The organism is Caballeronia arationis, assembly GCF_001544975.2.
Classification (GTDB): Bacteria; Pseudomonadota; Gammaproteobacteria; order Burkholderiales; family Burkholderiaceae; genus Caballeronia; species Caballeronia arationis.
In genome coordinates this window covers 1-26233 of record NZ_FCOG02000017.1, presented here as the reverse complement: position 1 = coordinate 26233, position 26233 = coordinate 1, and the positions used below count along the sequence as shown (strand labels likewise).

The window sequence follows — 26233 nt, the reverse complement described above, 5'->3', positions numbered from 1 at the left end:
GAACCGACGTGGCGTTGTGCGCCTCAACCGGTCGTGCCTAGTGGCAATCCACCTGATACCAACTATCGACCTGACGCTGCGCCGCATGCAGATCATCCGGATAGTGCGGATTGTCGAACCGTGACGGGTCATACCCCGCCATTTTCAGCGCTGCCAGTTCACTCCGGTTGCGCTCGGGGGTGCTGGGAGCGTTGTTCTTGAGAGCGGTGAGATCGCGGCATTGCGTTGCGCTCAGATGCGCCGTGCCTTCCGGCGCGCCGCCTGCGGCACAACCTGCGAGCGAGAACGTCAATGCGGAGACCATCGACCAGATCTTCGGCGAGTTCTTCATGCCACGCCTCCCTTTAGTGAAGCAACGCAGTATGCCCAACGAAACCAGCGCCGGAATAGCGGCTCGTGCGGAAGCCATTTGTGCGGCTTCGGCCGCAACGCAACATTCGTGGTTGCGTGCCGTTAAACGGTACATCAAGATCGACCACACCACAAACCAGTGCGGCGAGCTTTCGGACGGTTGAGGCTATCTTCCGTTGAGTGGATGCCCGAGAGTATGCGCGGGTCACGCGAACATAACGCTCAGTCGGGGATCGGCCTGCTGCGAAGAGCTTCGCGAGCCGCTTCACTGGAAAGCAACCCGCGATCCTTGCGGTTTGCGGCGCTCGCCGCGTAGACGTCCTTTCGTGCATGCGTTATGCCCAGCGGACGAAAGCCGTTGGCCGGATTGAAGGCTAACTGATTGATGATCGTCTCGTCGGCGTTCGACGGCGGCGACGGTATTTCGAGCACGCCAACCTGAACGAGCGGCGCTTGCCAGGCTACCGAAGCATCGTTCACCGGAGTCCGCTCTTCGTCGATGAAGAGCTGCACGCCGAGTTGCCACCTGACCGGGCCGCGCTCAAGCCGGGCGATGACGTCCTCGCGAAGATAGTCGTCCTCGTGTCTGTTCCCCACTGTCCCTGCCACGCTCGAGTCGTGCGGAGTAAGCACGTACTTGATGGCCGCATCGCCCAGTTGCACGACCGAGCCCCAGTAATGCTCGGTTGCGAGGCTCGCCGCCTTGTGAAGCGTTGTTTCTTTGACTAGGATCGCGAGCGCGCGCGCCGCGTCGCCTGCTCCGAGTTCGCCTGATGATAATTCGTGCAACGTCTTGCCGGACGCATCGGCCAGGCCGTGGGCGAGCTTCGCCACAAGGATGTCGGCGACTGCCATGAACTGTGTTGCGTTGCGCGCATGCGAGCGGCCGCCCTCGTTCGTCATGAGCAGATCCGTTTCGATGCCATCGGCGGTGAAGAACTTCAGGGCGACGCCGCGCACGTCCGGGGCGGTGTCGGCGAAGGGGCACGGCTGCCCGTTCGAGAAGCGGCACGCCACGCGATACGCCACCGGGTGCCCGGTCGCATCGCGCTCCATGAACGGACCAGCTCTAACGGCGGTAGGGATCGTCTCGGCGAGGCGAAGTATGCCGAATGCGCCGAGCAGTTGCTTCTGATGTTGCGCCCGGTCGATCCGGCCACCAAGGTTCGTAAGAGCACTCGAAGCGATCGCTTGTTGCTGGGTGAGAACTCGCTCGACGAGCATGTCGATCGTGTTTGTATCGTCGGCCCGGTCGGTCCAGCCAGTGCCGTCGTCGGCATGTGGGGTGTTCATGTTGTCGCTCCTTCGCGGCTGTTGCTCGCGATAAAAAACGATGGTTGAAGTGTAGTCAAGTTGAGGCGCTCTTTTAAGAGGCTAGTTGCAAGGCCCGTCGAGCGCTTGAATGTCATCGGCTTTGCGGTGGCGGGCCTGAGGGAATGGTGCCCTCGGCGCGCCCGATGAAGTATCGGTAGACGTCGTCGATGTGATCGGCGATGCGCGGATTGTCGCGATAGGCGGGCATGCCACGGGACGGATTACCGTCGAGGATCGCGGCGACGAACCTGTCGCGGCTGACCTGGCGAGCATAGTCGACGATGGACGGCGCCGCCAGGCCGTCATAGTCCTTGCCGTGACAGCGGGCGCAATCGACGGCGCGCAACGTGCGCCATGTTTCAGCGAGCGCTTCATCGTCTTGCGCAGCGTGCGCCGCAGTGGCGAGCGCAAGGCTGACCACTGCGGCCAGCATCGCGCAGGACACGCGCGACAGCCAATTACGGCTGCGTCGCGTGGTGAACGGCCGCGGCAAATGCTGCACCATGATCGACGATACTCGCGGTAACCGGCGCGTGCCGCAGAATCATCGGCTGCGCTCGCCGACGCGGCCGACGAACTTCCAGCCTTCGTCGCGCACCCAGATGTAGGTGAAGCCGGTCGGACCGTCGATGAACACCGTCATGGGCTGTTTCGCGCTCGGGTCTTCCGATTGTGCCACGACGGGCGTCAAGCGTACTTCGCCGGGCTTGCGGGTGGCTTCAGGGGCGTCAAGTCGCCAGCCGTCGTTCTCGACATAGGTGAGACGGGATGTACCGCCCGAGGCGTTCTGAACGACCAGTGTCAACGGCGAAGCGGCCGCAACGGATGGCGGTTCGCGTCGCATGGCCGCGTTGGGAGCGGTGGCGCCTGCCGTTTGGATACTCTGCGCGCAATCGAAGCTGTCAGCCGCCACGCCAGTTTGCGTGAAAAAGGCGAGCGTCAGCGCGGCCGTCGCCATCATGAAAAAACGCTCGAATCGGGTCGAGTATTTCATTTCAGTTCCCTCCTGTTGTTGTCAGGTGAGTGCGCCCCGCATCTTGTGGCGGCGCGCGTGTCCGTACAGCAAGTTTCGTTGGTTGCATCATTAAGAACGGGTCATGTACGCCTCCGACACAGTTCAATGGTCCATCCGGTCGCGTGTATTTCCGCGACCGCACAAAGCGCTCGGAATGGTCGAATTAGTTCTTGAGCGCTGCCTCAAAGTGGTGAGGAGAAGCCGTCTACCGTCTGGCGTGGCCGAACCGTGACGAAGGCCGAAGAAAGGGAGCGGGAGACGAAAGCGCGCGAGCTGTAGCCAGCCGTGGCCAAAGAATGTTGGTAGTGGAATTTGAGGCGTGTCGCTATGTCGACACTATCGACTAAACGGCTCGCGCTCGAAGCCCCGATTTGGAAGGGATCACGTCCCCACGCACGCAGACTGCGGGTCTGACGTGCGCTGCTGGTGGGAGTCAGGCGACGCTCGTGCTCTTGCCTGCCGTTTAATGTCGGGAAGGATGTCGAAACGCAGTTGTGAAGGCCGGTTCCGGATACATTGACAGAAACGAATCAATACGCTGCGCCAGTTCCGGAACCGGCAGCCACGGGTAAGTCAGCAACTCCTGCAATGTCTGAAGCATTACGGCGCCCGGGTCATCGATCACGTCCATGCGCTCGATGGCGATGTGCAAGCCGACGATTCTGTCGGGCCCATCGGGCATCCGCGCGATACGCCACCGATAGGTGCCTTTCCCGAGCCGCAGCGCCTCGTTGTCCTTCTGTCGCATCGCGACGAGCCACGGCATCGTGCAGACGCCAGCCGCGTGCATTTCCGGCCCGGTGCACACGTAATAGGTGCGGCAACGATCGAACCGCTCGCCGAAGTCCGTGACCAGCGTTTTGGCGATCGCCGGCGCGCCAGTCACGCTGCGGGGAAAGTCGATTGCGTCGGTCGCGATTTCAAAAGTCAGTTCGGCAGCGGCGGCGAAGCAATCGAAGATCAGTTCGGGCTGGTTCTGGTCCTTTGCGCGGATGTAACATTCGAGAAGCGAACGGACGGAAGAGGTCGAGGTTACAGGGTTCATGACTGGAATCTTGTTGTGTCAAGCTTTGCCGTATAATTACCTTTAAAAGGTAACTAAACAAGCAACCGGGAGTTTGAGTGTCATGCCGAAGCAGATCGACGAATCCGCTCTGACGATTACCAATCCAGCGTGCCTCGTCGACGGGACGGACACGGAATTCCGCCATCTCATCAACGGTCTTCTGCCCTTCGCGGCGCGGCTCCTGTCTGTGCGCGACGGCTTCGGGACGCTCATCGGCCTGACGGGCATCCAGTATTCGCTGCTCGTTTCCGTCGCGCATCTTTCGCACGGCGAGGCGGTGACCGTGAACCGGCTCGCAGACCATCTGCATCTGAGCGGCGCGTTCGTCACCATCGAAACCGGCAAGCTCAAGAAGCTCGGCGTCATCGACAAACGCTCGGACCCCGACGACAAGCGCAAGATGCGCCTTACCGTGACGTCGAACGGGGTGAAGCTGCTTCGCGAACTGGCCGCGACGCAGCAGCGCATCAACAACGTGTTGTTCGAAGGCGTAACGAAGACCGAGTTCAAAGCGCTGTGCTCGGTCGTCGACAGGCTTGTCGCCAACGGCGATCACGCGACGCTCGATCTCTCGCATCTCATCGCACGTCAGGAAAAGTCGTGAGCGCGCTGCGACCTGCATGATCAGTGCGCGGCCCACTGGATCGTGTTCAGATCGATACCTTCCAGATGCATGTCCCATAGCGGGCTCAGCGCGCGCAATTTGATCACGGTCTCCTGAACCTGCCGGATCACTTCGTCGACTTCCGCCTCGGTGGTGAAGCGGCCGAGCGTGAAGCGGATCGAACTGTGCGCCAGTTCGTCGCTACGGCCAAGCGCGCGCAACACGTATGACGGTTCCAACGACGCCGACGTGCATGCCGACCCCGACGACACCGCCACACCCTTGATGCCCATGATGAGCGATTCGCCTTCGACGAAGTTGAAGCTGACGTTCAGGTTGTGCGGGATGCGCTGTGTCAGGTGGCCGTTGACATAGACCTCGTCCAGTTCGAGAAGGCCCGCGAGCAACCGGTCGCGCAACGCACCGACTCGCCGGCTTTCCACTTCCATCTCTTCCTTCGCGAGCCGAAACGCTTCGCCCATGCCGACGATCTGATGCGTCGCCAGCGTGCCCGAGCGCATGCCGCGTTCGTGTCCGCCGCCGTGCATCTGCGCTTCGATACGCACGCGCGGCTTGCGCCGCACGTACAGCGCGCCGATGCCTTTCGGGCCATAGACCTTGTGCGCGGTGACTGTCAGCAGATCGACGTTGAGCGCACCGACATCGATGGCGATCTTGCCCGCCGCCTGCACCGCATCGCAATGACACGATGCCTTTCTCCCGGCACATCGCGCCGATTTCAGCGACCGGCTGAATCACGCCTGTCTCGTTGTTGACCATCATGACCGGCACGAGAACCGTATCGGCGCGTAGTGCCGCACATACCGCGGCGACGTCGAGCAACCCGTCTTTCCCGACGTCCAGATATGAGACGTTGAACCCTTGCCGCTCCAACTCGCGGCACGTATCCAGCACCGCTTTGTGCTCGGTTTTCACCGTCACAATGTGACGGCCCCGTCCCTTGTAGAGGTTGGCCGCGCCCTTGATCGCGAGATTGTTGCCTTCGGTCGCGCCCGAAGTCCAGATGATTTCGCACGGATCCGCATGCAGCAGATCGGCGACATGGCGGCGCGCTGTCTCCACCGCTTCCTCCGCTTCCCAGCCGTAACTGTGGCTGCGCGATGCGGGATTGCCGAACCGCTCGTAAAGATACGGAACCATTTTTTCGACCGCGCGCGGATCGACGGGCGTCGTCGCGCTGTAGTCCATGTAGATGGGGCGTGAGGTCATTGAACGTGCTCCAGTGCAGTGGCTTCTCCAATGCGAGAAGCCGAATAACGGAAGTTGGCCGCAGTGTAGCCCGAGCACTTGCCTCTTCTTGCCAACACCCATTCGTCGAGTATGGTTGTCTTTAATCCAAAGCTTTTTAACGATGGTAAACGATAGCTCGAATGACACGATCCGTTGTCACGTAATAACAGCTATTCAACAAAGCTAAAGAACAAGGCTTTGTATGTTCTATTGAAGGCGTCGCTGGTAGTGCGGCGTGAAGGAGAGCGAGATGAAAGACAGCATCGTACGGCAGAGCGGTGATCCGGAAGTGCAACGTCAGTTCCGGTCCGCGTTGTCCATGTTTGCGACGGGTGTCGCGGTCATCACGGCGCCGAGGCGCGAAGGGACGCCGATCGGCATGACGGTCGCGTCGTTCAATTCGGTGTCGCTCGATCCGCCGCTGATTTTGTTCTCGGTGGACCGGCGCAGTCTGAGCCTCGCTGATCTGTGCGTGGCCGGCGCCTACGCGGTCAACGTGCTGGAAGAGTCTCAGAAGGACATGTCGAACCGCTTCGCAAGGGCCAACGGCGACAAGTGGGGCTGGCGCGACGCCGCGACGGACCCGTGCGACGAACCGGTCCTGCTCCCCGACGCGCTCGCGACCTTCGTATGCGAGCCCTATGCGCAATACGACGGCGGCGATCACGTGATCTTCGTCGGCCGTGTGACTTGTTATCGAACGCGCTCGCAAGGACGTCCGCTCATTTTTTTTGGCGGCGGTTATCACACGCTCAACGGCGTTCACGCAGCGTCGGCCTGAAACGGCGGACGAACTCATTCCTGGAGAACATCATGATCAAGAACGGTACTCAACACATTGCGTCATTGCGCGACGGACGTCAGGTCTATCTCGACGGAAAGGCGGTCGGCGACGTCACTGCGCATCCCGCGTTCCGCAACTCGATTCGCAGCTACGCGAGTCTCTACGACTACCAGGCACATCCGGAAAATGTCGAGAAGATGACCTTCGTTTCGCCCGATCGGGCAATCGCGTGAGCCGCATCTGGGAACTGCCGACGTCCTATGAGCAACTCGTCGAGCGGCGCTCCGCACTCGAAGCGTGGACAGAGTTGCACTTCGGCTTCATGGGCCGCTCGCCGGATCACGTCGCGTCGTGCATCTCGGGGATGGTCATGGGCATCGATCTGTTCGAGCAGTACGATCCGGCCCGCGCCGGCGCGCTGCGCGACTACTACAAGTACGCCCGCGACAACGATCTCTTCCTGACCTACGTGATCGTCAATCCGCAGGCGAATCAGTCGAAGTCGGCGCACGAGCAGGAGGACAAGTATCTGGCGGTCGGCATCGTCGATCAGGATGCGGAAGGCATCACGGTGCGCGGCGCGAAGATGCTTGCGACGAGCGGCATCATGGCGAACGAAGTCTTCTGCAGTTGCATTCAGCCGCTGCGTGAAGGCGACGAGATGTACGCGCTGTCGTTCGCAATTCCGATGAACGCGAAGGGCATGAAGGTGATGTCGCGCAAATCGTACGAGGAGCATGCGCAATCGGTGTTCGACAACCCGCTGTCGAGCCGCTACGACGAGAACGACGCAGTGTTGTACTTCGACGACGTCAAGGTGCCGTGGGAACGGATCTTCGTCGCCGGCGATGTCTCGATGTGCGCGAAGCAGTTTCATGCGACACCGGCGCACGTCTACCAGAACTATCAGTGTCAGGTGCGGCTGATGACGAAGCTACGCTTCCTCGTCGGCCTCGGGCTCAGGATTTCGGAAGTCAACGGCACCAACGCGTTCCCGCAGGTGCGCGAGACGCTGGGCCAGCTCGCATCGGAAGCATCGATGGTCGAAGCCTATGTATACGGCATGGAAGCCAAGGGCAGCGTTGTCAACGGTTACTACGTGCCCGACCGCAACATGCTCTACAGCTCGCAGGTGCTCACGCAGCAGCTCTATTCGAAGATCCTCACGACGCTGCGCGAACTCGCGGGCGGCGGAATGATCATGCTGCCGTCAAGCGTGCACGACTTCGAGAACCCTGATCTCGCTCGCATCATCGAGAAGACGCAGAGGTCGCCCGTCTGCAGCGCCGAGGAACGCGTGAAGTTCTTCAAGCTCGCGTGGGACGCGGTCGGCTCGGAGTTTGCATCGCGTCACAACCAATACGAGTTGTTCTATGCGGGTGCGTCATTCGTGACCAAGGGTCACGCGTATCGCAGCTATGACTGGCGCCGCGCCACGGGCCTCGTCGACAACATGCTGTCCAGCCATTCGCTCGATGCCGAGCCGGCGAAGACGCGGCAGGCCGCCTGAGATCGATTCAACGCAATCCACGATTCCACACAGGAGAAACACATGGCTATCAACAAACTTCACGACGAGTTTCATGGACTCGACATGGCCGACGGCTGGCAATTGCCAGAAGGTTACGCGCCCGGTTCCGGCGCACAGGAGCTGATTCTGTCTGGCGCGCTCGATACCGATAACAAGCGCGGCAGCCGCACGCGATTGTTGCGCCTTCCGCAGGCATGCACACGACGAAGCCGTTCGTCCACGACTACTGGGAAGAAGTGTTTCTTGTCGAGGGCGATCTGACGGTCGGCAATGACGAGCAAGGCGAGGGCGGCAAGCCTTTCGAAGGCTACACCTATGCGGTGCGTCCGCCAGGCGCGTGGCATGGTCCCTTCAAGTCGAACGGCGGCTGCGTGCTTCTCGAAGTGCATTACTACGATCCGGCCTGATCATGCTGCCCGCTCTCAATACATTGCGTGCCCAACTCGCCGATGGCCGCCTCGATGCCGCGTCGCTTCTGGCGTCGTGCGTCGAACGAATCGGTGATGACTCGGGCGAAGGTCAGCGCGTCTTTCCGCACGGCGTGAGTGCTGCAGCAAGAGCGCAGGCAGCGGCGAACGATGCGCTGCGTCTTCATGGTGTTGCCGGTCCGCTCTCGGGCATTCCGATCTCTGTGAAGGATCTCTTCGACGTGCAGGGTGAAATCACGCGCGCCGGCAGCCGGATTCTTCCGGAACAGGTTGCCACGCGCGACGCCCTCGCGATTGGCAGATTGCGTGCGGCGGGCGCGGTGTTCGTCGGCCGCACCAACATGACGGAGTTCGCTTACTCGGGCCTCGGCATCAATCCGCATTACGGCACGCCCGCGAATCCGTTCGACAGAAGCGCGGCGCGCATTCCGGGCGGCTCGTCGTCGGGTGCGGCCGTGTCGGTGACGGATGGCATGGCCGCTGCGGCTATCGGATCGGATACCGGCGGCTCGTGCCGCATTCCCGCCGCGTTGTGCGGACTCGTGGGTTTCAAGCCGACATCCGCGCGCATCCCGCTGGAAGGCGCGGTGCCGTTGTCGTCGAGTTATGACTCGATCGGTTGTATCGCGCCGAGCGTCGCGTGCTGTGCAGCGCTCGATTCGATCATGGCGGGTGACACGGAACCGACGGCTATCGTGCCGCTGTCGTTGAGCGGACTGCGGCTTGCCATACCGAAGAGCATCGTGCTCGACGACATGGATGCTCACGTGGCCGCGGCGTTCGAGCGTGCAATCGCACGATTGACTGCGGCAGGCACCATCGTGCGTGAAGTCTCGTTCGACAGTTGGCAGCACCTTGCCACGCTCGGCCAGCATGGTGGCCTCGTCGCGGCGGAAGCGTGGGCGTGGCACGTCGGACTGATCAAGCGTCATGCCGATGATTACGACCCGCGCGTGATTTCTCGCATCCGGCTCGGCAGCGAGCACAGCACCGCAGAGTATCTGCGCAATCGCGCGCTGCGTGCGCAGTTGTGCCGACAAGCCGACGACGAGTTGAGATCCTTCGACGCCATCGTCTGCCCGACGGTGCCGATCGTCGCGCCGCGCATCGCCGATCTCGAAGAAGAGCCTGCGTACACGTCGACGAATCGCTTGCTGCTGCGCAATCCGTCGATCGCCAACATGCTCGATCTGTGCTCGGTATCGATCCCGTGTCACGCGAACGGCAGCGCACCCGTGGGACTGATGTTGATGGGCCGGCACATGAGCGACCGTCAGTTGCTCGCGGCGGGCGTCGGTGTCGAAGCAGTCGTGCGTCCGCATTGATTCGGCGCGCTTCCAAATACATATCAAGGAGACTTCCATGTTCAGGCAACTCGCGTGCACTGCGGCGTCCGCCGCCCTCGCGATGACGGCCAGCGCGGCCGAGATCAGCGACGGCGTGGTGAAGATCGGCGTGCTCACCGACATGTCATCTATCTTTTCCGATATCGGAGGGAAAGGCTCGCTCGTCGCGGCGCAGATGGCCGTCGACGATTTCGGCGGCAAGGTGCTCGGCGCGCCCATCAAGGTGATGAGCGCGGACCATCAGAACAAGACCGATGTCGCCGCGACAGTCGCGCGCGAATGGTTCGACAACCAGCAGGTCGACATGGTGCAGGACATGCTGCCGTCATCGGTTGCGCTCGCAGTGTCGAACGTGGCGAAGGAGAAACATCGCATCGCGATCGCGAGCGGCGCGGGCACGACCAAGCTCAGCAACGAGGCATGCTCGCCGTACACGATCCAGTACTCGTACGACACCTATGCGCTGACGACGAGCCTCGTCAAGGCGATGGCACGAGCCGGCGACAACTCGTGGTACTTCTTGACCGTCGACTATGCGCTGGGTGCGTCGCTGAAGAACGATTCGGCGGCGGCACTGAACGCGGCAGGCGGCGAGGTGCTCGGCGAATTGAAGCATCCGATGCATGCCGCAGACCTGTCCTCGAATCTGCTGCAGGCGCAGGCGTCGCACGCGAAGGTGATCGGTCTGGCCAACGCGGGCGCGGGTACCGTCAACGCGATCAAGACGGCGCGCGAGTTCGGCATCAACGCACCGGGCAAGCAGAAGATAGCCGGGCTGCAGATGTTCATCAGCGATGTCCATAGTCTCGGCCTCAAGTCCGCGCAGGGAATGATGCTGACGACGCCGTTCTACTGGGACCGCGACGACGCGAGCCGCGCGTGGTCGCAGCGCTTTTACGCGAAGACCGGCCGCATGCCGACGTTCATTCAGGCGGGCGTGCATTCATCGACGCTGCATTACCTGAACGCCGTGCAGGCGAGCGGAACCGATTCGTCCGACGCGGTGCTCGCGCAAATGCGCAAGACGCCCGTCAACGATTTCTTCGCGACCAATGGCGTGATTCGAGCCGATGGACTGATGGTGCACGACATGTACATCGCCGAGGTCAAGAGCCCGGAGCAATCGAAGAAGCCCTGGGATTACTACACGATCAAGCAGACGATTTCCGCGCAAGATGCCTATGCGCCGCTCAGCGCGAGACATTGCCCGCTCGTCGCGGGGAAAGTCGTCGCCGGGAAATAAAGGAGCCAATCATGAAAGCCATCACATTCAACATCGAAGAAAGCGACGGAAGTATCGAGCGCGTTATTTCAATCGACACGCTCGTCATCGCGGGCTGGACCGGACGCGACACCGAAGCGATGGAGAAGCACATCCGCGAGCTCGAAGAACTGGGCATCAAACGGCCTGCTTATACACCGGTCTTTTACCGTGTCGCGGCGGATCGCCTCGGTCCCGCGCCGATGATGCAGGTCACGGGCGAGGAGAGCAGCGGCGAAGCGGAATTCGTGCTGGTGAAAGACGGCGGCGAAGTGTATGTAGGCGTTGCATCGGATCACACGGATCGGCAGGTCGAGGCCTACGGCATCACCGTGTCGAAGCAGATGTGCGACAAGCCTTGCTCGAACACGCTATGGCGCTTGAGCGACGTAGCAGGTCACTGGGACCAGTTGCTGTTGCGTTCATACGCGACGATCGACGGCGAGCGCGTGCTCTATCAGGAAGGCAAGGTGACCGCGGTGCGCTCGCCGCGGGACTTGCTCGACCAGTTCGCGCAACGCGGCGGCGAGTTCGTCGACGGAACCGCGATGCTTTGCGGGACGCTTGCGGCCATCGGCGGGATTCGTCCGGCCCAGCGCTTCGAGACGGTGCTCGAAGACCCGGTGCTCGGGCGTGCGCTGCGGCATGCGTATGAGATCGAGACGCTGCCGGTGGTCGGCTGATGCAGTCAAGTCGCCATTCGAACAAGGAAGCGCAGGGCGATGCCATAGGGCGGGCGCGGTCATCATCGGACGGACGAATACCGCGTCGTTCGTGTTCCGCCGGCCTAACCATCACATCCTCAATGCAAATAGAAATGCTAGTCGTATAGCCGTATCACGCATCGAATCTGGCAAGGAGAGCCGCGATGACGCATGCAGACATGATTCTGGAGTCAAAGGGTTTAACCAGGCAGTTCAACGGCTTCACGGCCGTCAATGGCATCGATTTGCGCGTGCGGCGAGGCACGATCCACGCGTTGATCGGGCCGAACGGTGCCGGCAAGACCACCTGCTTCAACCTGTTGACGAAGTTCCTCACGCCGACTTCGGGACACATCTTCTTCGACGGCCGTGAGATCACCCGTGCGGAGCCCGCTGCGATCGCACGAAGAGGCGTGATCCGGTCGTTCCAGATCTCGGCGGTATTTCCGCATCTGACGCCCGTCGAGAACGTGGCCATCGCTTTGCAACGGCCGCTCGGCGTGTCGTTCAGCTTCTGGAAGAGCGACGCGGTGCTCGAGCGTTTGCGCGAACGAGCGCTCGAATTGCTCGACGAGGTCGGACTCGGCGCGTACGCCGATGTGAAGACGGTCGAGTTGTCATACGGTCACAAGCGCGCGCTCGAAATCGCGACGACGCTCGCGATGGATCCCGTGCTGATGCTGCTCGACGAACCGACGCAGGGCATGGGACACGAGGACGTCGATCGCGTGACGGCGCTCATCAGGAAGGTATCGGACGGAAGAACGATCCTGATGGTCGAACACAACATGAAGATGGTGTCGAGCATCGCGGACACGATCACCGTGCTTCAGCGCGGCGAGATTCTTGCGGAAGGAGATTACGCGTCCGTCTCCGCGAACCCGCTTGTGAAGGAAGCGTACATGGGGACCGAGGATGAATCGCTTGCACATTGAAGCGCCATATGAGACCGGCAACGACGCCGTGGCATGCGAAGACGCACTTCACGTCACGGGCCTCGAAGCGTGGTACGGCGAATCGCACATCCTGCACGGCGTGGACTTGCGAGCGGCGCGCGGCGAAGTGGTCACGCTGCTCGGGCGCAATGGCTCGGGCCGCAGCACGACGCTGAAGGCGATCATGGGACTCACCGATACGCGTCGCGGCTCGATCCGAATCGATGGCCGAGAGACGATTGGCATGGAACCGCAGGGCGTGGCTCGCCTCGGCGTCGGCTATTGCCCGGAGGAACGCGGTATCTTCGCGGGGCTGTCGTGCGAGGAGAACCTGATGCTGCCACCGCGTCTGCCGGATGCGAGGGGTTCGCCCATGTCGCTCGAAGAAATCTACGCGATGTTCCCGAATCTGGCCGAGCGTCGCGCGAGTCAGGGTACGCGCCTGTCGGGCGGTGAGCAGCAGATGCTGGCGATCGCGCGCATTCTTCGCACCGGCGCAAACATGCTTCTGCTCGATGAAATCTCCGAGGGGCTCGCGCCCGTGATCGTGCAGACGCTCGCGCGTGTCATCAGGCTGCTCAAAGCGCGCGCTTTCACGATTCTGCTCGTCGAGCAGAACTTCCGCTTCGCCGCGCCGCTCGCCGACCGCTTCTACGTGATGGAGCACGGACGTATCGTCGATGCCTTCGAGTCGGCCCGTCTCGCGGAAAAGAAGGCGACGCTGCAAGCGCTGCTCAACATCTGACTGGAGCCAACGTCATGGAAATCTTCGGTATGCCGCTGCAGGCGGTATCGGGCCAGCTTGTCCTCGGGCTGATGAACGGTTGCTTCTATGCCGTGCTGAGTCTGGGCCTGTCGCTCATCTTCGGCCTGTTGAACGTGATCAATTTCACGCACGGCGCATTCTTCATGCTTGGCGCGCTGTTCGCGTGGATGGGCACGAATTATTTCGGCCTGGACTACTGGCTGATGCTGGTCATCGCGCCGCTTGCCGTGGGGGCGGTGGGTGTGCTGGTCGAGCGTTCAATGCTGCGTCGGCTCTACAAGCTCGATCATCTATATGGACTGTTGCTCACCCTCGGCGTCACGCTGATCCTCGAGGGGTTGTCGCGGTCCGTCTATGGTGTCTCGGGCCTGTCGTACGCGGCGCCCGACAGCCTGACGGGCGTTCTCGATCTTGGCTTCATGATGCTGCCCGCGTATCGCGCATGGGTCGTCGTCGGATCGCTTGCGGTTTGCGGCGCGGCGTGGTGGGCGATCGAGCGTACGCAACTCGGCGCGTTGCTGCGCGCGGCGACCGAGAATCCACGCCTCGTCGCGGCGTTCGGCGTCGATGTGCCACGCATGGTTTCGCTGAATTACGGCTTCGGCGTCGCGATCGCAGCGTTCGCGGGCGTGCTCGCAGCACCGGTCATGCAGGTGTCACCGCTGATGGGGCAGAGCCTGATCATCACCGTGTTCGCAATCGTCGTGATCGGCGGGATGGGTTCGATCGCCGGATCGGTGTTGACGAGCCTCGCGCTCGGCGTGCTCGAAAGCCTGACAAAGCTGTTCTATCCGGAAGCATCCGCGACGGTCGTGTTCGCCGTCATGGCGCTGGTTCTGCTCGTGCGTCCCGCCGGGCTTTTCGGTCAATCGAAGTGAGGTGTCTCATGCATAACCGCTTTGCGCTCTTGGTCGCATTTGCCGTGCTCGCCGCCGCGCCGTGGCTCGGCGCGTATCCGGTCTTCCTGATGAAGCTGATGTGCTTCGCGCTCTTCGCCACATCGCTCAACCTGCTGCTAGGCTATGTCGGCCTGCTGTCGTTCGGGCATGCGGCGTTCTTCGGGGTGGCTGCCTACGTCGCGGGCAGCGCGTTGCGCGATCGTGGCTTGCCGCCTGAAGTCGCGTTGCTGGTCGGCGCGGGCGTCGGCGCCGCCCTAGGCTTCGTGATGGGATTGCTCGCGATCCGCCGCAAAGGCATCTACTTCGCGATGGTCACGCTCGCGCTTGCACAGATGATCTACTTCTTCTGCGTGCAGGTGCCGTTCACGGGTGGCGAGGATGGCATGCAGGGCGTGCCGCGCGGGCGGCTGTTCGGCGCACTTTCACTCGACGACGACCTCACGCTCTATTACGTCGTACTGGCCGTGAGCGCAGTTGCATTTGCGTTCATTGGCCGCGTAATCGATTCGCCGTTCGGCCGGATCCTCGGCGCATTGAAGGAGAATGAGGCGCGCACGGTTTCGCTAGGCTACGACGTCGATCGCCTCAAGCTGCTGGCGTTCGTCATATCGGCTGCGTGCGCGGGTCTCGCGGGCGCCATGAAGACGCTCGTGCTCGGCTTCGCCACCCTATCCGACGTGCACTGGACGATGTCGGGCACCGTCATCCTCATGACCTTGCTGGGCGGACTCGGCACGCGGTACGGGCCGGCGGTCGGCGCAGTGATCGTCGTCGGGCTCGAAACGAAGCTCGCCTCGTTCGGGACGTGGCTCGGGGAGGTCACGCATATCGCGTGGTTTCAGGGGCTGGGCGAATCGGTCAGCATCGTGACCGGGGTGATGTTTGTCGCTTGCGTGCTGCTGTTCAGGCGCGGCATCGTCGGGGAAATCGCGCGGTTGCGGGAGCGTCGGGTGCAAACGCCGGAGCACCTGACCGGGCGCATGATGCAGAACGACGCCGCCTGAGCGGTTGGAGCGCGCCGTGCGGGCAGGGCAATGCGACGACTACGCCTTGGCACGCTTTCGAGCTGTGCGTGTAACCACTGGCTTTTGAAGCAGCGCGCATTGCTGCATCACGCTTTGCAGATGATCCGGACCCGCCGTGATGGCGCTAAGCAACGTCATCACGACGAAATCGATCAACTTTGGTATCGCCACCTTGGTGTCTGCGCGCGGCGCGCGGTTCGACAGGATCAGCGTGGCAAGACCATGCTCCATACTCCATGCGGCATGGGTCACGAGCTTGAGATCGGATTGTGCCCAGCCACTCTCGATAGCCAGCGCCTCGATCGTCTCGGAAAACAACCCAAAGGACCGGTTACTTTCTTCGGCGAGTTCCGGATACGCTTGATGCGCCACGATGCGAGGCCCGATCATCAGACCGAACAGCCCACCGTGGCGCTGCGCGAACTCAATATAAACCCGCATCATCCTGTACGCTTTGGCGAGCGCTGTATCTTCGCTGTCACGGATCGCGACGCGCAGCGCGGCGAGGTCACGATACCCGCTCGCCGCGATCGTGGCCAGCAGTTCGTCGATGCCCGCAAAATGCCGCGAGGGCGCGGCCTCGGATACGCCCACCATGCGCGCGAGGGAGCGCAGGCTCAAGTCCTGCGCCGATATCTCCATGAGCGCGCTGCGCCCCGCTTCAACGAGTGCAATGCGCAGATTGCCGTGATGATAGTCGGCGCTTTTGACGGTGGATGACTTAGGCATGGCTATCGGAAGCGCTGCCGCCGGACTATTCGCGGACAAGTTCGGTCGCCGGATGGCGTTGATAGCTTCTGTGCTCCTCTTCGGCGCTGCGACATGCACAATCGGCTTTGCTACAAACCTTTCGGGTATCGCAGCGCTTCGTTTCATCGCCGGACTAGGAATCGGCGGAGCGATGCCGATAGCGACCACGATAACCTCCGAGTTCACGCCGGCGCGAAGTCGGACGATTGCAATCACAGCTACTTGCATATGCGTGCCACTGGGCGGAATGTTAGCGGGCGTATTCGCCAGTATCGTCCTGCCGCTTTACGGATGGCGAAGCCTGTTCTTCATCGGTGGCACGCTCCCTCTAGGGTGCGGTCTGTTACTGCTAAGGGTGTTGCCGGAAACTCCGCGCTTTCTTGCACGAAAGATTCATCGGTGGCCCGAGTTGAGAAAATTGCTGTCACGCATGGATACACCGACCGAAGAGAGCACAATCTTCTCGGACAGCCGGGAACAGATTGCGGAGAAGCGAGCGGGCTACGGCGCGTTGTTCGAGGTAACACTGATCCGGGACACACTCGCGATCTGGACTGCATTCTTCATGTGCCTCCTCGCGGTTTATAGCGCATTCAGTTGGCTACCGACCATGCTGGCGGCGGAAGGACTACCAAGCGGTGTTGGTGGGGCGGGGCTAACTGCATACAATTTTGGTGCGGCGATCGGGGGACTTTGCTGCGCCATCGCAATCGCTCGCTTCGGATCGCGCTGGCCCATGGCCATCGCGGCGGGAGGCGCGGCTGCAAGCGCCTTCTTGCTTCATGGCGTCAATGTCGGGAAGTACACTGGCCTGTTTATCTTCGGACTGGGTGTTCATGGCATGTTGGTCAGCGCCATACAGTGCACCCTCTATGCGGTTTGCGCTCACGTGTATACGACGAGCGTTCGTGCTACAGGCACCGCGTCAGCTTTGGCGTTTGGCCGGATCGGTTCAATTCTGAGTGCGTTCCTCGGCGCGATGGTGATTACCGCAGGAGGTGCTTCAGCCTTCCTTAGCCTATTGGGATCGGCCATGCTATGCGTAACAGTAGCGCTGCTCGTCATTAAGCGACATATTCCATCGCTAAAAGACAAGCGCCTCTTGAACTCCCAGTGGGTGGTTTCGCGGGTCAACGACGGGCGTGATCCTGGCGAAGCGCACCCTTGAAGCGCCTTGAATCGACAAGCTGGGGCATGGTTGGGTTACGGCAGAACGGTGCAATCAGCCATGCAAGACAAAGCGAACAATGACGAATCAATTCTTTGAAGCTGCCTTGGGAATCAAGGCACCGTGGTACGGGCAGCCCACGATTGCTACGTGTGAGCCCGCAGCCTTGGCAAGGTAGCCAGGCACTGAGCAGTCTGCTCGATCGATGGCCGCGAGCAGCACCGGCAGCGTGCCGCTACCTTGTCGATCGAGCACCCGAAGCGTTCACGGCCGCGGAGCGCACCGCACACGACGCCAAACCGCTGCTGGCGTTCACGGAGGGGTCTACGGGCAGACGGGCATTCTGTCGATGAAGGCGGTCCCGATCATTGACCACGGTTCACGCGGATAGCCAGGACGCAGCGATCGCCACGTGACCGTGTACCAGCGCGTCACGCGACGACGCAATGCAAGTCCCAGGTCAATTGTGGATGTCAAAACCGCGTCGTCACTTTCCTCATGTGCGCAGCGGACGCAGACCCGCGCGAACCTCTTCGGCAAATAGCTGCGGCTCCTCCCACGCCGCGAAGTGACCGCCTTTATCGAGCCTGTTGTAGTAGATGAGGTTGTGATACGCACGTTCGGTCCAGCTTCGCGGCGCCTGATAGTTCTCGCGCGGAAACACGCTCACGGCAGCCGGGACCGATACATCGGCGGCCGCGAGGAAGTTGAAATGCGACTCCCAATAGAAGCGCGATGCCGAAACGCCCGTGTTCGTGAACCAGTAGAGCGTGATGTCGTCGAGCACGTCGTCGCGTGTCATCGCGCCCGAAGATTCTCCGTTGACCGTGCGTCCATATGCGGCCGAGGTCAGTGCTGCAGCAGGCTGCGTATAGCCGTCGCCGTGATCAAGAAGCCAGCCTGCCAGGCCAATTGGCGAGTCCGCCAGCCCGTAGAGCGTTTGGGGACGCGTGCCCATTTCCAGCGCGTAAGCGCGTCGCTTTTTAGCCGCGCTGCTGAGCTGGTCGTAGGCGTGCTTTTCATCGTCGGACAGTCCTGCGGGTGGCATATCGCCGGCCTGGAGCGCCTTGGCGATATCCGCAGGAACGGTAGCCGGAAAGTTGACGTGAATGCCGAGCAGCTCGGGTGGCGCCTGTTTGCCCATCACGTTGCAGACCACACCACCCAGATCGCCGCCTTGCGCCGAAAACTTCTCGTATCCAAGCCGCTTCATGAGTGTGACCCACGCGCGCGCGGTGCGCTCTGGACCCCAACCGGTCCCGGTCGGTTTGCCTGAAAATCCATAGCCCGGCAATGACGGAATCACCAAATGAAAAGCGTCCGATGCACTTGCGCCGTGCGCGGTGGGATTGGTTAGCGGATCGATGATCTTGAACTGCTCGATGACCGATCCGGGCCATCCATGCGTGACGATGAGCGGCATTGCACTTTCGTGCTTTGATCGAACGTGAATGAAGTGGATATCCAGCCCGTCGATCTCGGTCACGAAATTTGGCAGCGCGTTGAGTTTCGCCTCGACCTTGCGCCAGTCGTAATCGGTCGACCAGTGACTCGCTAGCTCTTGCATCATCGCGAGCGGGACGCCTTGCGAATCATCGCTGACGGTCTCGCGCTCAGGCCACCGGGTCGCCTTGATGCGTCGCCGCAAGTCGATAAGCTTCGCTTCAGGCACATGCACGCGAAGCGGACGAATCGCGGTCTTGTCGCCGCCCGTCGGCGTGGCGACTTCAGTAATCGCTTGCTTCGTATCTGCAAAAGCGAGCTGGCTCAATGAGCCTGCAGCAACGGTCGCGGCCGCCACGCCAACGAAGCGACGGCGAGACGGGGAATGGCGGGAATCGTTATCTGGCATAGCGTTATCCAATCGGCAATAGAGCAGCATTTCCAATTAGTGGGAACGTGATCTCACGAGCCAACAAGGCATCCGACACAGCGTGCACTCATTGGGGCATATTGAAGCGCGTACATGTATCGCTTGCTTCAGGGAACGGCGGTTTTGAATGCGCTCGTATGGACGCACCGGTAGATACCGTTCTATACAAAGAGGTACGGTGTCCGCAAGCAAGTGCTTCGCTATCTCAAGACGTGGCACCATTACCGGTGAATTCGGAAGCATGAAGCTTCACGAAGTCGCGCACGCCTGTCGGCGTCGTGCCCGTGAGTTTGAACAGGTCGTCGGTCATGCGGTCATATCTTCCCTGCGCATGAAGTTCGGCCATCACTGCGAGATGGCTGACAAGATGCGCCGGAAGTCCTGCCGCCCGGAGCTTGTCCGTCCATGCCGAGACGGGCACGTCACGGTAACGGATCGTGCGACCGAGCGCTTCCGAAAAAAGCCGCGCATAGTGTTCTAGATCGGCCGACTCGAAACCCGTCAGGTTGTAGATCTTGCCGATGTGCGGCGCCGGATCATCGAGTATCACGGATACGGCGCGCGCCACATCGACAGCGGAAATCGGCGAGGTTCGGCCAGTGCCGAGTGGCAGGACCAGCTCGTCTTGTCGACGCACGCCAGCCGAGGCGAGGAGCAGAAAGAAGCCTTCGAGGAAAACGGTGGGCCGCATCGTGACGACGGGTAGTCCCGACCACTCCAATGCCTGCTCCGCAAGCCAGTGCTGCTTGTGCTGCGGGCTGCCGGTGGTCTCGGTGATGCTCATCTGCGTGACTGTCATCTGCGACATGTTCACAATGGCTTCGACGCCATGATGGCGCGCGACCGCCGCGACGTTGACCGTGGCCTCCAGATAAGACGCCGACACGGACATGCCAAAGTAAATGCGCGAGCAGCCTTCGATTGCGTGATGCATCGATGCGAGGTCCGTCAGGTCACCCTGCACAACCTCGGCCCCGAGCCGACGCAGATCGTCGGCGCGCGCATCCTGCGTGCGAACCAGCGCCCGTACGTTATGCCCTTTCTCTAAGAGCATCGCCGTCAGCGTACGGCCGATGCCACCGATCGCGCCTGCCGCTCCTGTGACGAGGATAGGCCGGGCGTGTCCAGAGTTGATGTTCATGTCAATCATCCATCAGGAGTCTAAATGTGTATATGCGCGCAAATACATGCGCGATGTCTGCGGGAAATGCCCGATGAAATGAATCAGCCAATGGAAGCCAACTCGCCCACGATAGGCTTGAGCATCGTGATATTTGAGCGCACGGACGTATCCCGCCCATGTCGAAAACGATGGTTTTTGTAAGCGCGCGTATCCATGCGCGCAGCAGATACGTTGGGATACGAGGTGGAATGCGTCGATGCCGACAGAGACACCGAGCCAAGCATCAATCAAGTGTCATATGTTCAAGCAGACACGGCTCGTCGTAGAGCAGGGCGCGATGGTCGCTGCGCTCATTCTGTCGCTGGCGGTCGCTGCCGCCGATCCCGAAGCCGTCAGAGGCTTCTCAGGAACATTGCGCTCGTCGCGATCACGCCAAGCGAGCGACGTCGATGACCGCATCAGCGAACGCTTTCGGCGCTTCCTGCGACAGGTTGTGTCCGATACCGCCGCCAATGTCCCGGTGTGCATAAAGGGTTGCCGCGATGCGGCGTCGCAGATCGGCGAGCATTTCGTCCGGAACATGGATGTGGAAGGGACGAACTGATTCATCCTCGGCCGCTGCGCGCGCCGTCGCCGATGGCTGGGCTTCCACCGTGCGCGCAAAGGCAGGACTGAAGTCGGCGGCCATCGCAAGGCCGAGTGCCGCCGTAGCTGATTTGACTAACAAGCTGTGCCGGGTTTGCGGTGTCGAAACTGTTGACATGCTGGTATTCCTTGAAGAATCAATTCAGCGATGCACTGCGCACACCCTTGCGTGGATCGCTTCCGCTTTCGTATCCGGCGCGCCGGCTGCTATGCGTCCCCGCCGGCCTGTACGTTGTTGGCGACGTAGCGTGCCGCGGGCGTGCTGGCCGACAATTCCGGTGACATCGCCTGACGCGCGGCCTCGAACGCGTCCCACTTCGCGCCGTCGTGCAGCGATGGAATCGTGACCAGTTCGCCTCGATCGAAGCCGCTCAACGCCGCGTCGACCATGTCGCCAGCGGTCATGACGATGGCCGGATCCAGGTTCTTCAGGGGCAAGCCGCCGGTCTCCCAGAAATCGGTGGCCGTGGCGCCCGGCAGTACCGCCTGCACCTTCACGCCCTTGCTTGCGAGTTCGTGTTGTAGCGACTGGCTGAATGCCAGCACGAAAGCCTTGGTGCCCCCGTAGACGCCGTTCAGGATCTCCGGCGCAATGCTGACGATCGACGAGATGTTGACGATAGCGCCCCTGCCGCGCGAGACGAAGCCCGGAACAGCGGCGTAGGTGAGACGGGTGAGTGCAGTGACGTTCAGATCGATCATCCGCGACATGGCGTCGACGTCGCTGTCGACGAGCGGAGTGTGCGTGCCGACCCCCGCGTTGTTGACGAGCAACGCGATGCTGGCGTCTTCGCGCAACGTCGCTTCGACCTTGGCGAGGGAAGCGGGATCAGTGAGATCGGCGTCGATGATCTCGACGCTACGACGCGTTTCGTTTGTGATGCGTTCGGCGAGATTCGCGAGCCGGTCGTGGCTGCGGGCAACTAAAATCAGATCGTAACCGCGTCGGGCGAGCCGCTCGGCGTAGACCGCGCCAATGCCTGACGATGCACCCGTAATGAGCGCCGTACCTTGATGATGTCGATTCATGAAGTGCTCCAGTTGAAGTTCTTCGGTAATTGCGTGAGGCAAGTGTGGTCTACATTGACGACGGCGCAAATGACGAATATGGTTGTGATTCAGGACATAGCATCGTAACCAGATGAACAGGGGGCCGACATGCACCGGGTCGGATATTTGTTGAGCGATGGCTTCCAGGTGATGGCACTCGCGTCACAGGCCGTTTTCGAATACGCGAACCTCGTATTGCAGGAGTCGTTCTACCGGGTCGAGAGCTACTCGGTGGCGGGCGGCGAAGTGTGTTCCTCGCTTGGCATGTCCGTGAGCACGCGGCCGCTCAGCGCGCGCGCATCAATCGACACTTGGATCGCAGTGGGCGTCAATACGCCGTTCACCTCGCCGACGCCCGCCGAAGTGCTCGTATTCCTGCGCAAGGCGGCGATGCGCGCGCGACGGATTGCCGGCATCTGCACGGGCGGCTTCGTGCTAGCTGAAGCGGGGCTGCTCGCGAATCGTCGCGCGACGACGCATTGGGCCTACGCGCGCGAAATGACGAGCCGGTATCCGGACATCCGCGTGGAGGAAGACCGGATCTACATTGTCGATGGACCCATCTGGACCTCGGCGGGCATGACCGCCGGGCTCGACCTCGCGCTCGGGATGGTCGAGAAGGATCACGGCGAGGAAGTCGCGCGCTCGGTTGCGCACAAGCTCGTGATGCACCAGCGGCGCTCTGGCGGTCAGTCGCAGCATTCTGAAATGCTCGATCTCGCGCCGAAATCCGACCGCATCCAGGACGCGCTCATTTACGCGCGCAAGAACCTGAGCCGACCGCTCCCCGTGGAGGAACTCGCGAGTGCGGCGCATCTGAGCCCACGGCAGTTCAGCCGGGTCTTCGCGGTGGAGACGGGGCAGTCGCCAGCGAAGGCGATTGAAGGACTGCGGCTTGAGGCCGCGCGGCTGATGATCGAAAAGAGTCGGCATTCTCTCGAAGTGATCGCGAAGGAGACGGGTTTTCGCGATCGCCGGCATATGCGCGAAGCGTTCATGCGCGGGTTTGGACTTCCGCCGCAGGAGGTGCGGCGCGAGGCGCGCGCCGGGGACGAAGTCGGGGCCTAGGCGGGTGCGGAGAATCTTCGACAGGCCGGTTTCCCCGCCACATCGAGACTGTGCCCGAAAATTGAGCCGCCCTGCATAACGAAGACCGGTCAATATCCTGTTACATAGCTTTCGTAGTCTCTCTCACCTATCAGAACGTGAGTCGTGCTGTCCCATCCGCGGTGCGCGCGAACAATTGTCTATACGGACGGCCTCAGGGAGAGCGCCGAGAAATACGTCCCGCAGATGCGTGCGGAAGGCGCTCAGATCGTGGTTGCGCTGTCGCACGGCGGGCTCGATGCATCGCCGTATGCGCCTTCGATGGAAAACGGCAGTTATTACCTGTCGACCGTGCCCGGCATCGAAGGTGTCGGGATCCGATCTGATGGCATGGCTCGAAACAGCGGCGCAGCGCTTCAATCGAATCGATCCCTCACTGACATCGGCTCAGGCGCTGGTCAGCAGCTACCCCGCTACAACTTCGACATGATCACGTCGCCGGATTTCAGTTACGAGATCGATGTCACGCAGCCGGTCGGCAATCGCATTCGGAACCTGTCGTACAAGGGGGCGCCGGCGGCGGGTCAGCCGTTCATCGTCGCGACCAACAACTACCGCGCGAGCGGCGGTGGCAACTTTCCCGGACTCGACGGCAGCAAGACAATCTACGCATCGCCGGACGCGAACCGCGACGTGTTGATCTCATACATCAAGCGCGTGAAGGCGATTTCTTCGACGGTCAACGGCGGCGATCGAAGCTGGCGCTTTACGAAGGTCGCAAAACAAGGTCCCGTTACCTTCAAGTCGGCGCCGAACCTCGTCGCGCTCGCGCAGTCGCGTTGCATCGGCAGCGTCGCGCAGCTTCAGACCGACGACGGATCGGGCGAAAATCTCGCCGAATATTCCGTCGATCTCTCGCAATGATGACTCGCCTAAACGGATGGCTCGCGTGCGCCTTGGTGGCGGGCGCGGTCAACGTCACCGTGGTCTTCGCGCTCTAAATCGACGATATTGCAAACCGGTGGTCTTTTAGCAACGCCGGTCTGCGACGGAGATTGACCGCGAAAATTTAGGCAAGTAATTTGTGATATCCAGGTGTCAGAGCGAAAAAATGTCCGCTGATTACGAGGCAGTCACAGATGTCGAGATTTTTTGCGATGGCGAACAGGTTCGAGGCCGGTATCGCGTAATGAATGGCTCTGTCATTGTCTACTATAAAGACGGTCTGAAATTCGCGGACCACGGCATGACACCCGCCGCATTGGTGGCGCAATGGCTATTGAAAGCGCTTGCGCGACGAGATTCGAAGCAGCGACGGAAAGCGGGATTTCCGCAAACAGCTTAGGCAGGGCGCAGATGTGCTTGCTCAAGGAAGGCAGCAAAGGTGCGTTCTAACACATCGCGTCTTTCCGGCAATCTGCATCTTCGCGATTTTTGATTTCTTGCCGGATGTCTTCGCGCTCTTGGAGGCTGATTTCGCAGGGTCAGCGGTCGCGGACTTCGCCGCTCGCTTTGTCGTCGGTTGCACCGCGTCTATTGATGCCTCACGACTCCTGGCTGCAAGCGTTCGTTTGCCTGTGGTTTTGCCCTATCGACTCAAGCTCAGGTTCGGCCTTCGTCTTCGCAGGCTTCGATACCTTCTTGCTCTTTTTGTCCGCAGTCGATTCCTTCGATTTCGACTTGGCGCCATATCGAGGCGGTATTAGATACTTCGCTCGATTGCGAAATTGCGTCGCCGTCACCTACAGAGCGCACGTCTTCCCCTGCGTAGGCACCTGTCGTGCCCGATCACCCTCTACTTGAATCGCGTCAAGCCCGGTCTTTCAGGATTTGGCCGGTCTGCCCGTTTTCCCGGATTCCATGCCCCCAATCGTGTCAACCAGTTTCTTGATGGTTGCGCAATCGAGCTTCCGCAGGCCAGCGCGCAGCAGTTCGCTCTTCTTTACGTGTAGCCCGTTTGCCAAGCACTTCTGCTTGAGCAACGCGATCCTTGCGTGGTCCGACTTAAGCCATGGCGAAGCTTTCGCGGACCAATTTATCCTTCTTGGGCCGTTTCGCTTTCGCTTCAGACGATGATTTTGCCGGGAGACCTCTTGCCTCCGCAGTTTGCTCCAAGACGGTCACGTCTGTCGGCTCGTCGCTACGAGTGTTCGACTTCGACGGCTGCGTAGGCTTCTTGCTTTTTTCCTTGGCCGAGCGCGGCGTTTTGGGAAAGTGAAAGGCTTTTTTTGTGGGGGCTTTGGTTTGAGGCGTCGACATGCAAATTTCCGCCTAAACAGAAAAACCGCATATACCGTTTCGACGGAGTGACAGAGAGAAATCATCGACGGATTGCAACTTTAAAGTATGCAGGTATTGATAAGCGCAATTCCTGACGAAATACGGTCTTGATCTCGATAGATGATTTCAATTGGAACCAGAACGGTTGTGCATGTTTAATCGCTTTTCTCGGACGTCGTCCACTCTCAAGAAGGGGTATTCGAATGGCTCACCCGAACATCGAGGAAGTCGTACGAGCTATAGCAGAGGACACGCAGGCGTCGCTCGAGACCGTGTCAAAGTTATATTCAGACGTATTGGCGCAGTTTGAAGAAGACGCGCGGATTCACGACTTCATTCCGTTGTTCGTCGCGAAGCGGGTTCGCGAGCAACTAAAAGGCGATTTTGCATAGGCGGTCGGCGATGGTGAATATTGTCGGGTGACCAGAACCGCACGTGTGGACGGGAACTCGTGCAGAAAACAACTGATTGAGCGGCCCGAAGTTTGACTTGTGGCTTCGGGTAACGGCCACGCCCCTTATCTGAAACGCGAATACGATTGAAACAAGCTGCGAAGACCTGACCGCGTCGAGATTGAACTCGATGGAGTCTGGGTGAGAGGAAGCTACCGCGTCATGGGTAAAACGGTCGTCGTCTATTTCGACGGCAGAATCAAGTTCGTCGACTATGGGATGGACAGACCCGAAACCGTCGCCAAATGGCTCATCTCTGACTTGTCCCGAGCGAAGCCCCGGAAGCAGAGGACCTGGTAAGAGTACCTATAGGCGCCGGCATGGAGTTGTGGCACTGGCGGCGACACCATTAACGCACACCGTTGAAAAAGTAAAGTTCGCGTGAAAGAGGGTGGCCGAAGCGGAGGCTCAACTGAGGCGGCGTATGAAGCGCGCTTCGCGAGCCAGGCGCACGGACTACGCGTCGTTTCACGAGGTGCGTAAGGCTGGGCGCTATCAAAAGCGAAGTGCAACACCTATGTCGTATAAGGTGTCGCAATGCCCGACAAAACTTCGTATCAGCAAC

Annotated in this window: 25 protein-coding genes and 4 pseudogenes; 17 read left to right on the top strand and 12 right to left on the bottom strand. The window is 60.8% G+C overall.

What is annotated here, in order from left to right; translation table 11 throughout:
• Nucleotides 1-37 precede the first annotated feature (37 nt).
• The 5 genes from AWB81_RS12725 to AWB81_RS12705 form a co-directional block, all read right to left on the bottom strand.
• On the bottom strand, nucleotides 38-331 hold the full coding sequence (locus AWB81_RS12725; RefSeq protein WP_062635761.1) for a DUF4148 domain-containing protein: 294 nt from the start codon (nucleotides 329-331) through the stop codon (nucleotides 38-40).
• Between the two features lie 242 nt (nucleotides 332-573).
• Nucleotides 574-1644 (bottom strand): catalase family protein, encoded by a 1071-nt coding sequence (locus AWB81_RS12720; protein WP_062635758.1) that lies wholly within the window; start codon nucleotides 1642-1644, stop codon nucleotides 574-576.
• A 112-nt stretch (nucleotides 1645-1756) separates the two neighbouring features.
• Complete coding sequence (locus AWB81_RS12715) at nucleotides 1757-2170, bottom strand: c-type cytochrome (RefSeq protein WP_062635756.1); 414 nt, start codon at nucleotides 2168-2170, stop codon at nucleotides 1757-1759.
• A 39-nt stretch (nucleotides 2171-2209) separates the two neighbouring features.
• Nucleotides 2210-2626 carry a hypothetical protein gene (locus AWB81_RS12710; protein WP_087134949.1) on the bottom strand — a complete coding sequence of 139 codons (417 nt, stop codon included), beginning with the start codon at nucleotides 2624-2626 and terminating at the stop codon, nucleotides 2210-2212.
• A gap of 517 nt (nucleotides 2627-3143) precedes the next feature.
• On the bottom strand, nucleotides 3144-3725 hold the full coding sequence (locus tag AWB81_RS12705) for a nuclear transport factor 2 family protein (RefSeq protein ID WP_087134933.1): 582 nt from the start codon (nucleotides 3723-3725) through the stop codon (nucleotides 3144-3146).
• Between the two features lie 82 nt (nucleotides 3726-3807).
• Between AWB81_RS12705 and AWB81_RS12700 the strand changes: the two genes are divergently transcribed.
• Nucleotides 3808-4350, top strand: a complete 543-nt coding sequence (locus AWB81_RS12700; protein WP_062635750.1) for a MarR family winged helix-turn-helix transcriptional regulator — start codon at nucleotides 3808-3810, stop codon at nucleotides 4348-4350.
• A gap of 20 nt (nucleotides 4351-4370) precedes the next feature.
• On the opposite strand, the pseudogene AWB81_RS12695 reads toward AWB81_RS12700, so the two are convergent.
• Nucleotides 4371-5580 (bottom strand): annotated as a pseudogene (locus AWB81_RS12695) (IscS subfamily cysteine desulfurase).
• A 271-nt stretch (nucleotides 5581-5851) separates the two neighbouring features.
• On the opposite strand from AWB81_RS12695, the gene AWB81_RS12690 reads away from it, so the two are divergent.
• The 11 genes and pseudogenes from AWB81_RS12690 (at nucleotide 5852) to AWB81_RS12645 (ending at nucleotide 15259) form a co-directional block, all read left to right on the top strand.
• Nucleotides 5852-6382 (top strand): flavin reductase family protein, encoded by a 531-nt coding sequence (locus AWB81_RS12690; RefSeq protein WP_062635748.1) that lies wholly within the window; start codon nucleotides 5852-5854, stop codon nucleotides 6380-6382.
• A 32-nt stretch (nucleotides 6383-6414) separates the two neighbouring features.
• A pseudogene (locus tag AWB81_RS48740) lies at nucleotides 6415-7166 on the top strand (4-hydroxyphenylacetate 3-hydroxylase N-terminal domain-containing protein); the annotation flags it as partial.
• A 75-nt stretch (nucleotides 7167-7241) separates the two neighbouring features.
• Entirely contained in the window at nucleotides 7242-7895 is a 654-nt protein-coding gene (locus tag AWB81_RS48735; RefSeq protein ID WP_244195562.1) for a 4-hydroxyphenylacetate 3-hydroxylase C-terminal domain-containing protein, read from the top strand.
• Between the two features lie 42 nt (nucleotides 7896-7937).
• Nucleotides 7938-8323, top strand: a pseudogene (locus AWB81_RS12680) (cupin domain-containing protein).
• Nucleotides 8324-8325: 2 nt separating this feature from the next.
• Nucleotides 8326-9669, top strand: a complete 1344-nt coding sequence (locus AWB81_RS12675) for an amidase (RefSeq protein ID WP_062635746.1) — start codon at nucleotides 8326-8328, stop codon at nucleotides 9667-9669.
• A 37-nt stretch (nucleotides 9670-9706) separates the two neighbouring features.
• Nucleotides 9707-10933, top strand: coding sequence for an ABC transporter substrate-binding protein (locus AWB81_RS12670; RefSeq protein ID WP_087134932.1), 1227 nt, complete (start codon nucleotides 9707-9709; stop codon nucleotides 10931-10933).
• 11 nt (nucleotides 10934-10944) lie between these two features.
• Entirely contained in the window at nucleotides 10945-11634 is a 690-nt protein-coding gene (locus AWB81_RS12665) for a DUF2848 domain-containing protein (protein ID WP_062635744.1), read from the top strand.
• Between the two features lie 185 nt (nucleotides 11635-11819).
• Entirely contained in the window at nucleotides 11820-12590 is a 771-nt protein-coding gene (locus AWB81_RS12660; protein ID WP_062635742.1) for an ABC transporter ATP-binding protein, read from the top strand.
• Nucleotides 12571-13335, top strand: a complete 765-nt coding sequence (locus AWB81_RS12655) for an ABC transporter ATP-binding protein (protein WP_235025784.1) — start codon at nucleotides 12571-12573, stop codon at nucleotides 13333-13335. The genes AWB81_RS12660 and AWB81_RS12655 overlap by 20 nt, the downstream gene beginning before the upstream one ends.
• 14 nt (nucleotides 13336-13349) lie before the next feature.
• On the top strand, nucleotides 13350-14234 hold the full coding sequence (locus tag AWB81_RS12650; RefSeq protein ID WP_062635740.1) for a branched-chain amino acid ABC transporter permease: 885 nt from the start codon (nucleotides 13350-13352) through the stop codon (nucleotides 14232-14234).
• An 8-nt stretch (nucleotides 14235-14242) separates the two neighbouring features.
• The gene (locus tag AWB81_RS12645) at nucleotides 14243-15259 is read left to right on the top strand and encodes a branched-chain amino acid ABC transporter permease (RefSeq protein WP_062635738.1); all 1017 of its coding nucleotides are present in this window, start codon (nucleotides 14243-14245) and stop codon (nucleotides 15257-15259) included.
• 39 nt (nucleotides 15260-15298) lie between these two features.
• Here the strand turns inward: AWB81_RS12645 and AWB81_RS12640 are convergent, their stop codons facing one another.
• On the bottom strand, nucleotides 15299-16156 hold the full coding sequence (locus AWB81_RS12640) for a TetR/AcrR family transcriptional regulator (protein WP_327372069.1): 858 nt from the start codon (nucleotides 16154-16156) through the stop codon (nucleotides 15299-15301).
• On the opposite strand from AWB81_RS12640, the gene AWB81_RS12635 reads away from it, so the two are divergent.
• Nucleotides 16062-17198, top strand: a complete 1137-nt coding sequence (locus AWB81_RS12635; protein WP_327372067.1) for an MFS transporter — start codon at nucleotides 16062-16064, stop codon at nucleotides 17196-17198. The genes AWB81_RS12640 and AWB81_RS12635 overlap by 95 nt on opposite strands.
• 496 nt (nucleotides 17199-17694) lie before the next feature.
• On the opposite strand, the gene AWB81_RS12630 is transcribed toward AWB81_RS12635, so the two are convergent.
• From AWB81_RS12630 to AWB81_RS12615, 4 genes are all read right to left on the bottom strand, one after another.
• The gene (locus AWB81_RS12630; RefSeq protein WP_062635734.1) at nucleotides 17695-19050 is read right to left on the bottom strand and encodes an epoxide hydrolase family protein; all 1356 of its coding nucleotides are present in this window, start codon (nucleotides 19048-19050) and stop codon (nucleotides 17695-17697) included.
• Between the two features lie 226 nt (nucleotides 19051-19276).
• A complete protein-coding gene (locus AWB81_RS12625) occupies nucleotides 19277-20212 on the bottom strand; it encodes an NmrA family NAD(P)-binding protein (RefSeq protein WP_062635732.1) in 936 nt (311 codons plus the stop codon).
• Nucleotides 20213-20621: 409 nt separating this feature from the next.
• Nucleotides 20622-20957, bottom strand: a complete 336-nt coding sequence (locus AWB81_RS12620) for a hypothetical protein (RefSeq protein ID WP_143753745.1) — start codon at nucleotides 20955-20957, stop codon at nucleotides 20622-20624.
• An 89-nt stretch (nucleotides 20958-21046) separates the two neighbouring features.
• Nucleotides 21047-21868 (bottom strand): SDR family NAD(P)-dependent oxidoreductase, encoded by an 822-nt coding sequence (locus tag AWB81_RS12615; RefSeq protein WP_062635728.1) that lies wholly within the window; start codon nucleotides 21866-21868, stop codon nucleotides 21047-21049.
• A gap of 129 nt (nucleotides 21869-21997) precedes the next feature.
• Here AWB81_RS12615 and AWB81_RS12610 point away from each other — a divergent pair, with 129 nt between their 5' ends.
• From AWB81_RS12610 to AWB81_RS44675, 3 genes and pseudogenes are all read left to right on the top strand, one after another.
• The gene (locus AWB81_RS12610) at nucleotides 21998-22957 is read left to right on the top strand and encodes a GlxA family transcriptional regulator (RefSeq protein ID WP_062635726.1); all 960 of its coding nucleotides are present in this window, start codon (nucleotides 21998-22000) and stop codon (nucleotides 22955-22957) included.
• A gap of 337 nt (nucleotides 22958-23294) precedes the next feature.
• Nucleotides 23295-23860, top strand: a pseudogene (locus AWB81_RS12605) (5'-nucleotidase C-terminal domain-containing protein); the annotation flags it as partial.
• Between the two features lie 187 nt (nucleotides 23861-24047).
• Complete coding sequence (locus tag AWB81_RS44675) at nucleotides 24048-24281, top strand: hypothetical protein (protein WP_143753747.1); 234 nt, start codon at nucleotides 24048-24050, stop codon at nucleotides 24279-24281.
• A 659-nt stretch (nucleotides 24282-24940) separates the two neighbouring features.
• Here AWB81_RS44675 and AWB81_RS46835 read toward each other — a convergent pair.
• Nucleotides 24941-25195 carry a hypothetical protein gene (locus AWB81_RS46835; protein WP_235025782.1) on the bottom strand — a complete coding sequence of 85 codons (255 nt, stop codon included), beginning with the start codon at nucleotides 25193-25195 and terminating at the stop codon, nucleotides 24941-24943.
• 224 nt (nucleotides 25196-25419) lie between these two features.
• Between AWB81_RS46835 and AWB81_RS12595 the strand changes: the two genes are divergently transcribed.
• Nucleotides 25420-25608 (top strand): DUF3562 domain-containing protein, encoded by a 189-nt coding sequence (locus tag AWB81_RS12595; protein WP_062635722.1) that lies wholly within the window; start codon nucleotides 25420-25422, stop codon nucleotides 25606-25608.
• Nucleotides 25609-26233 lie beyond the last annotated feature (625 nt).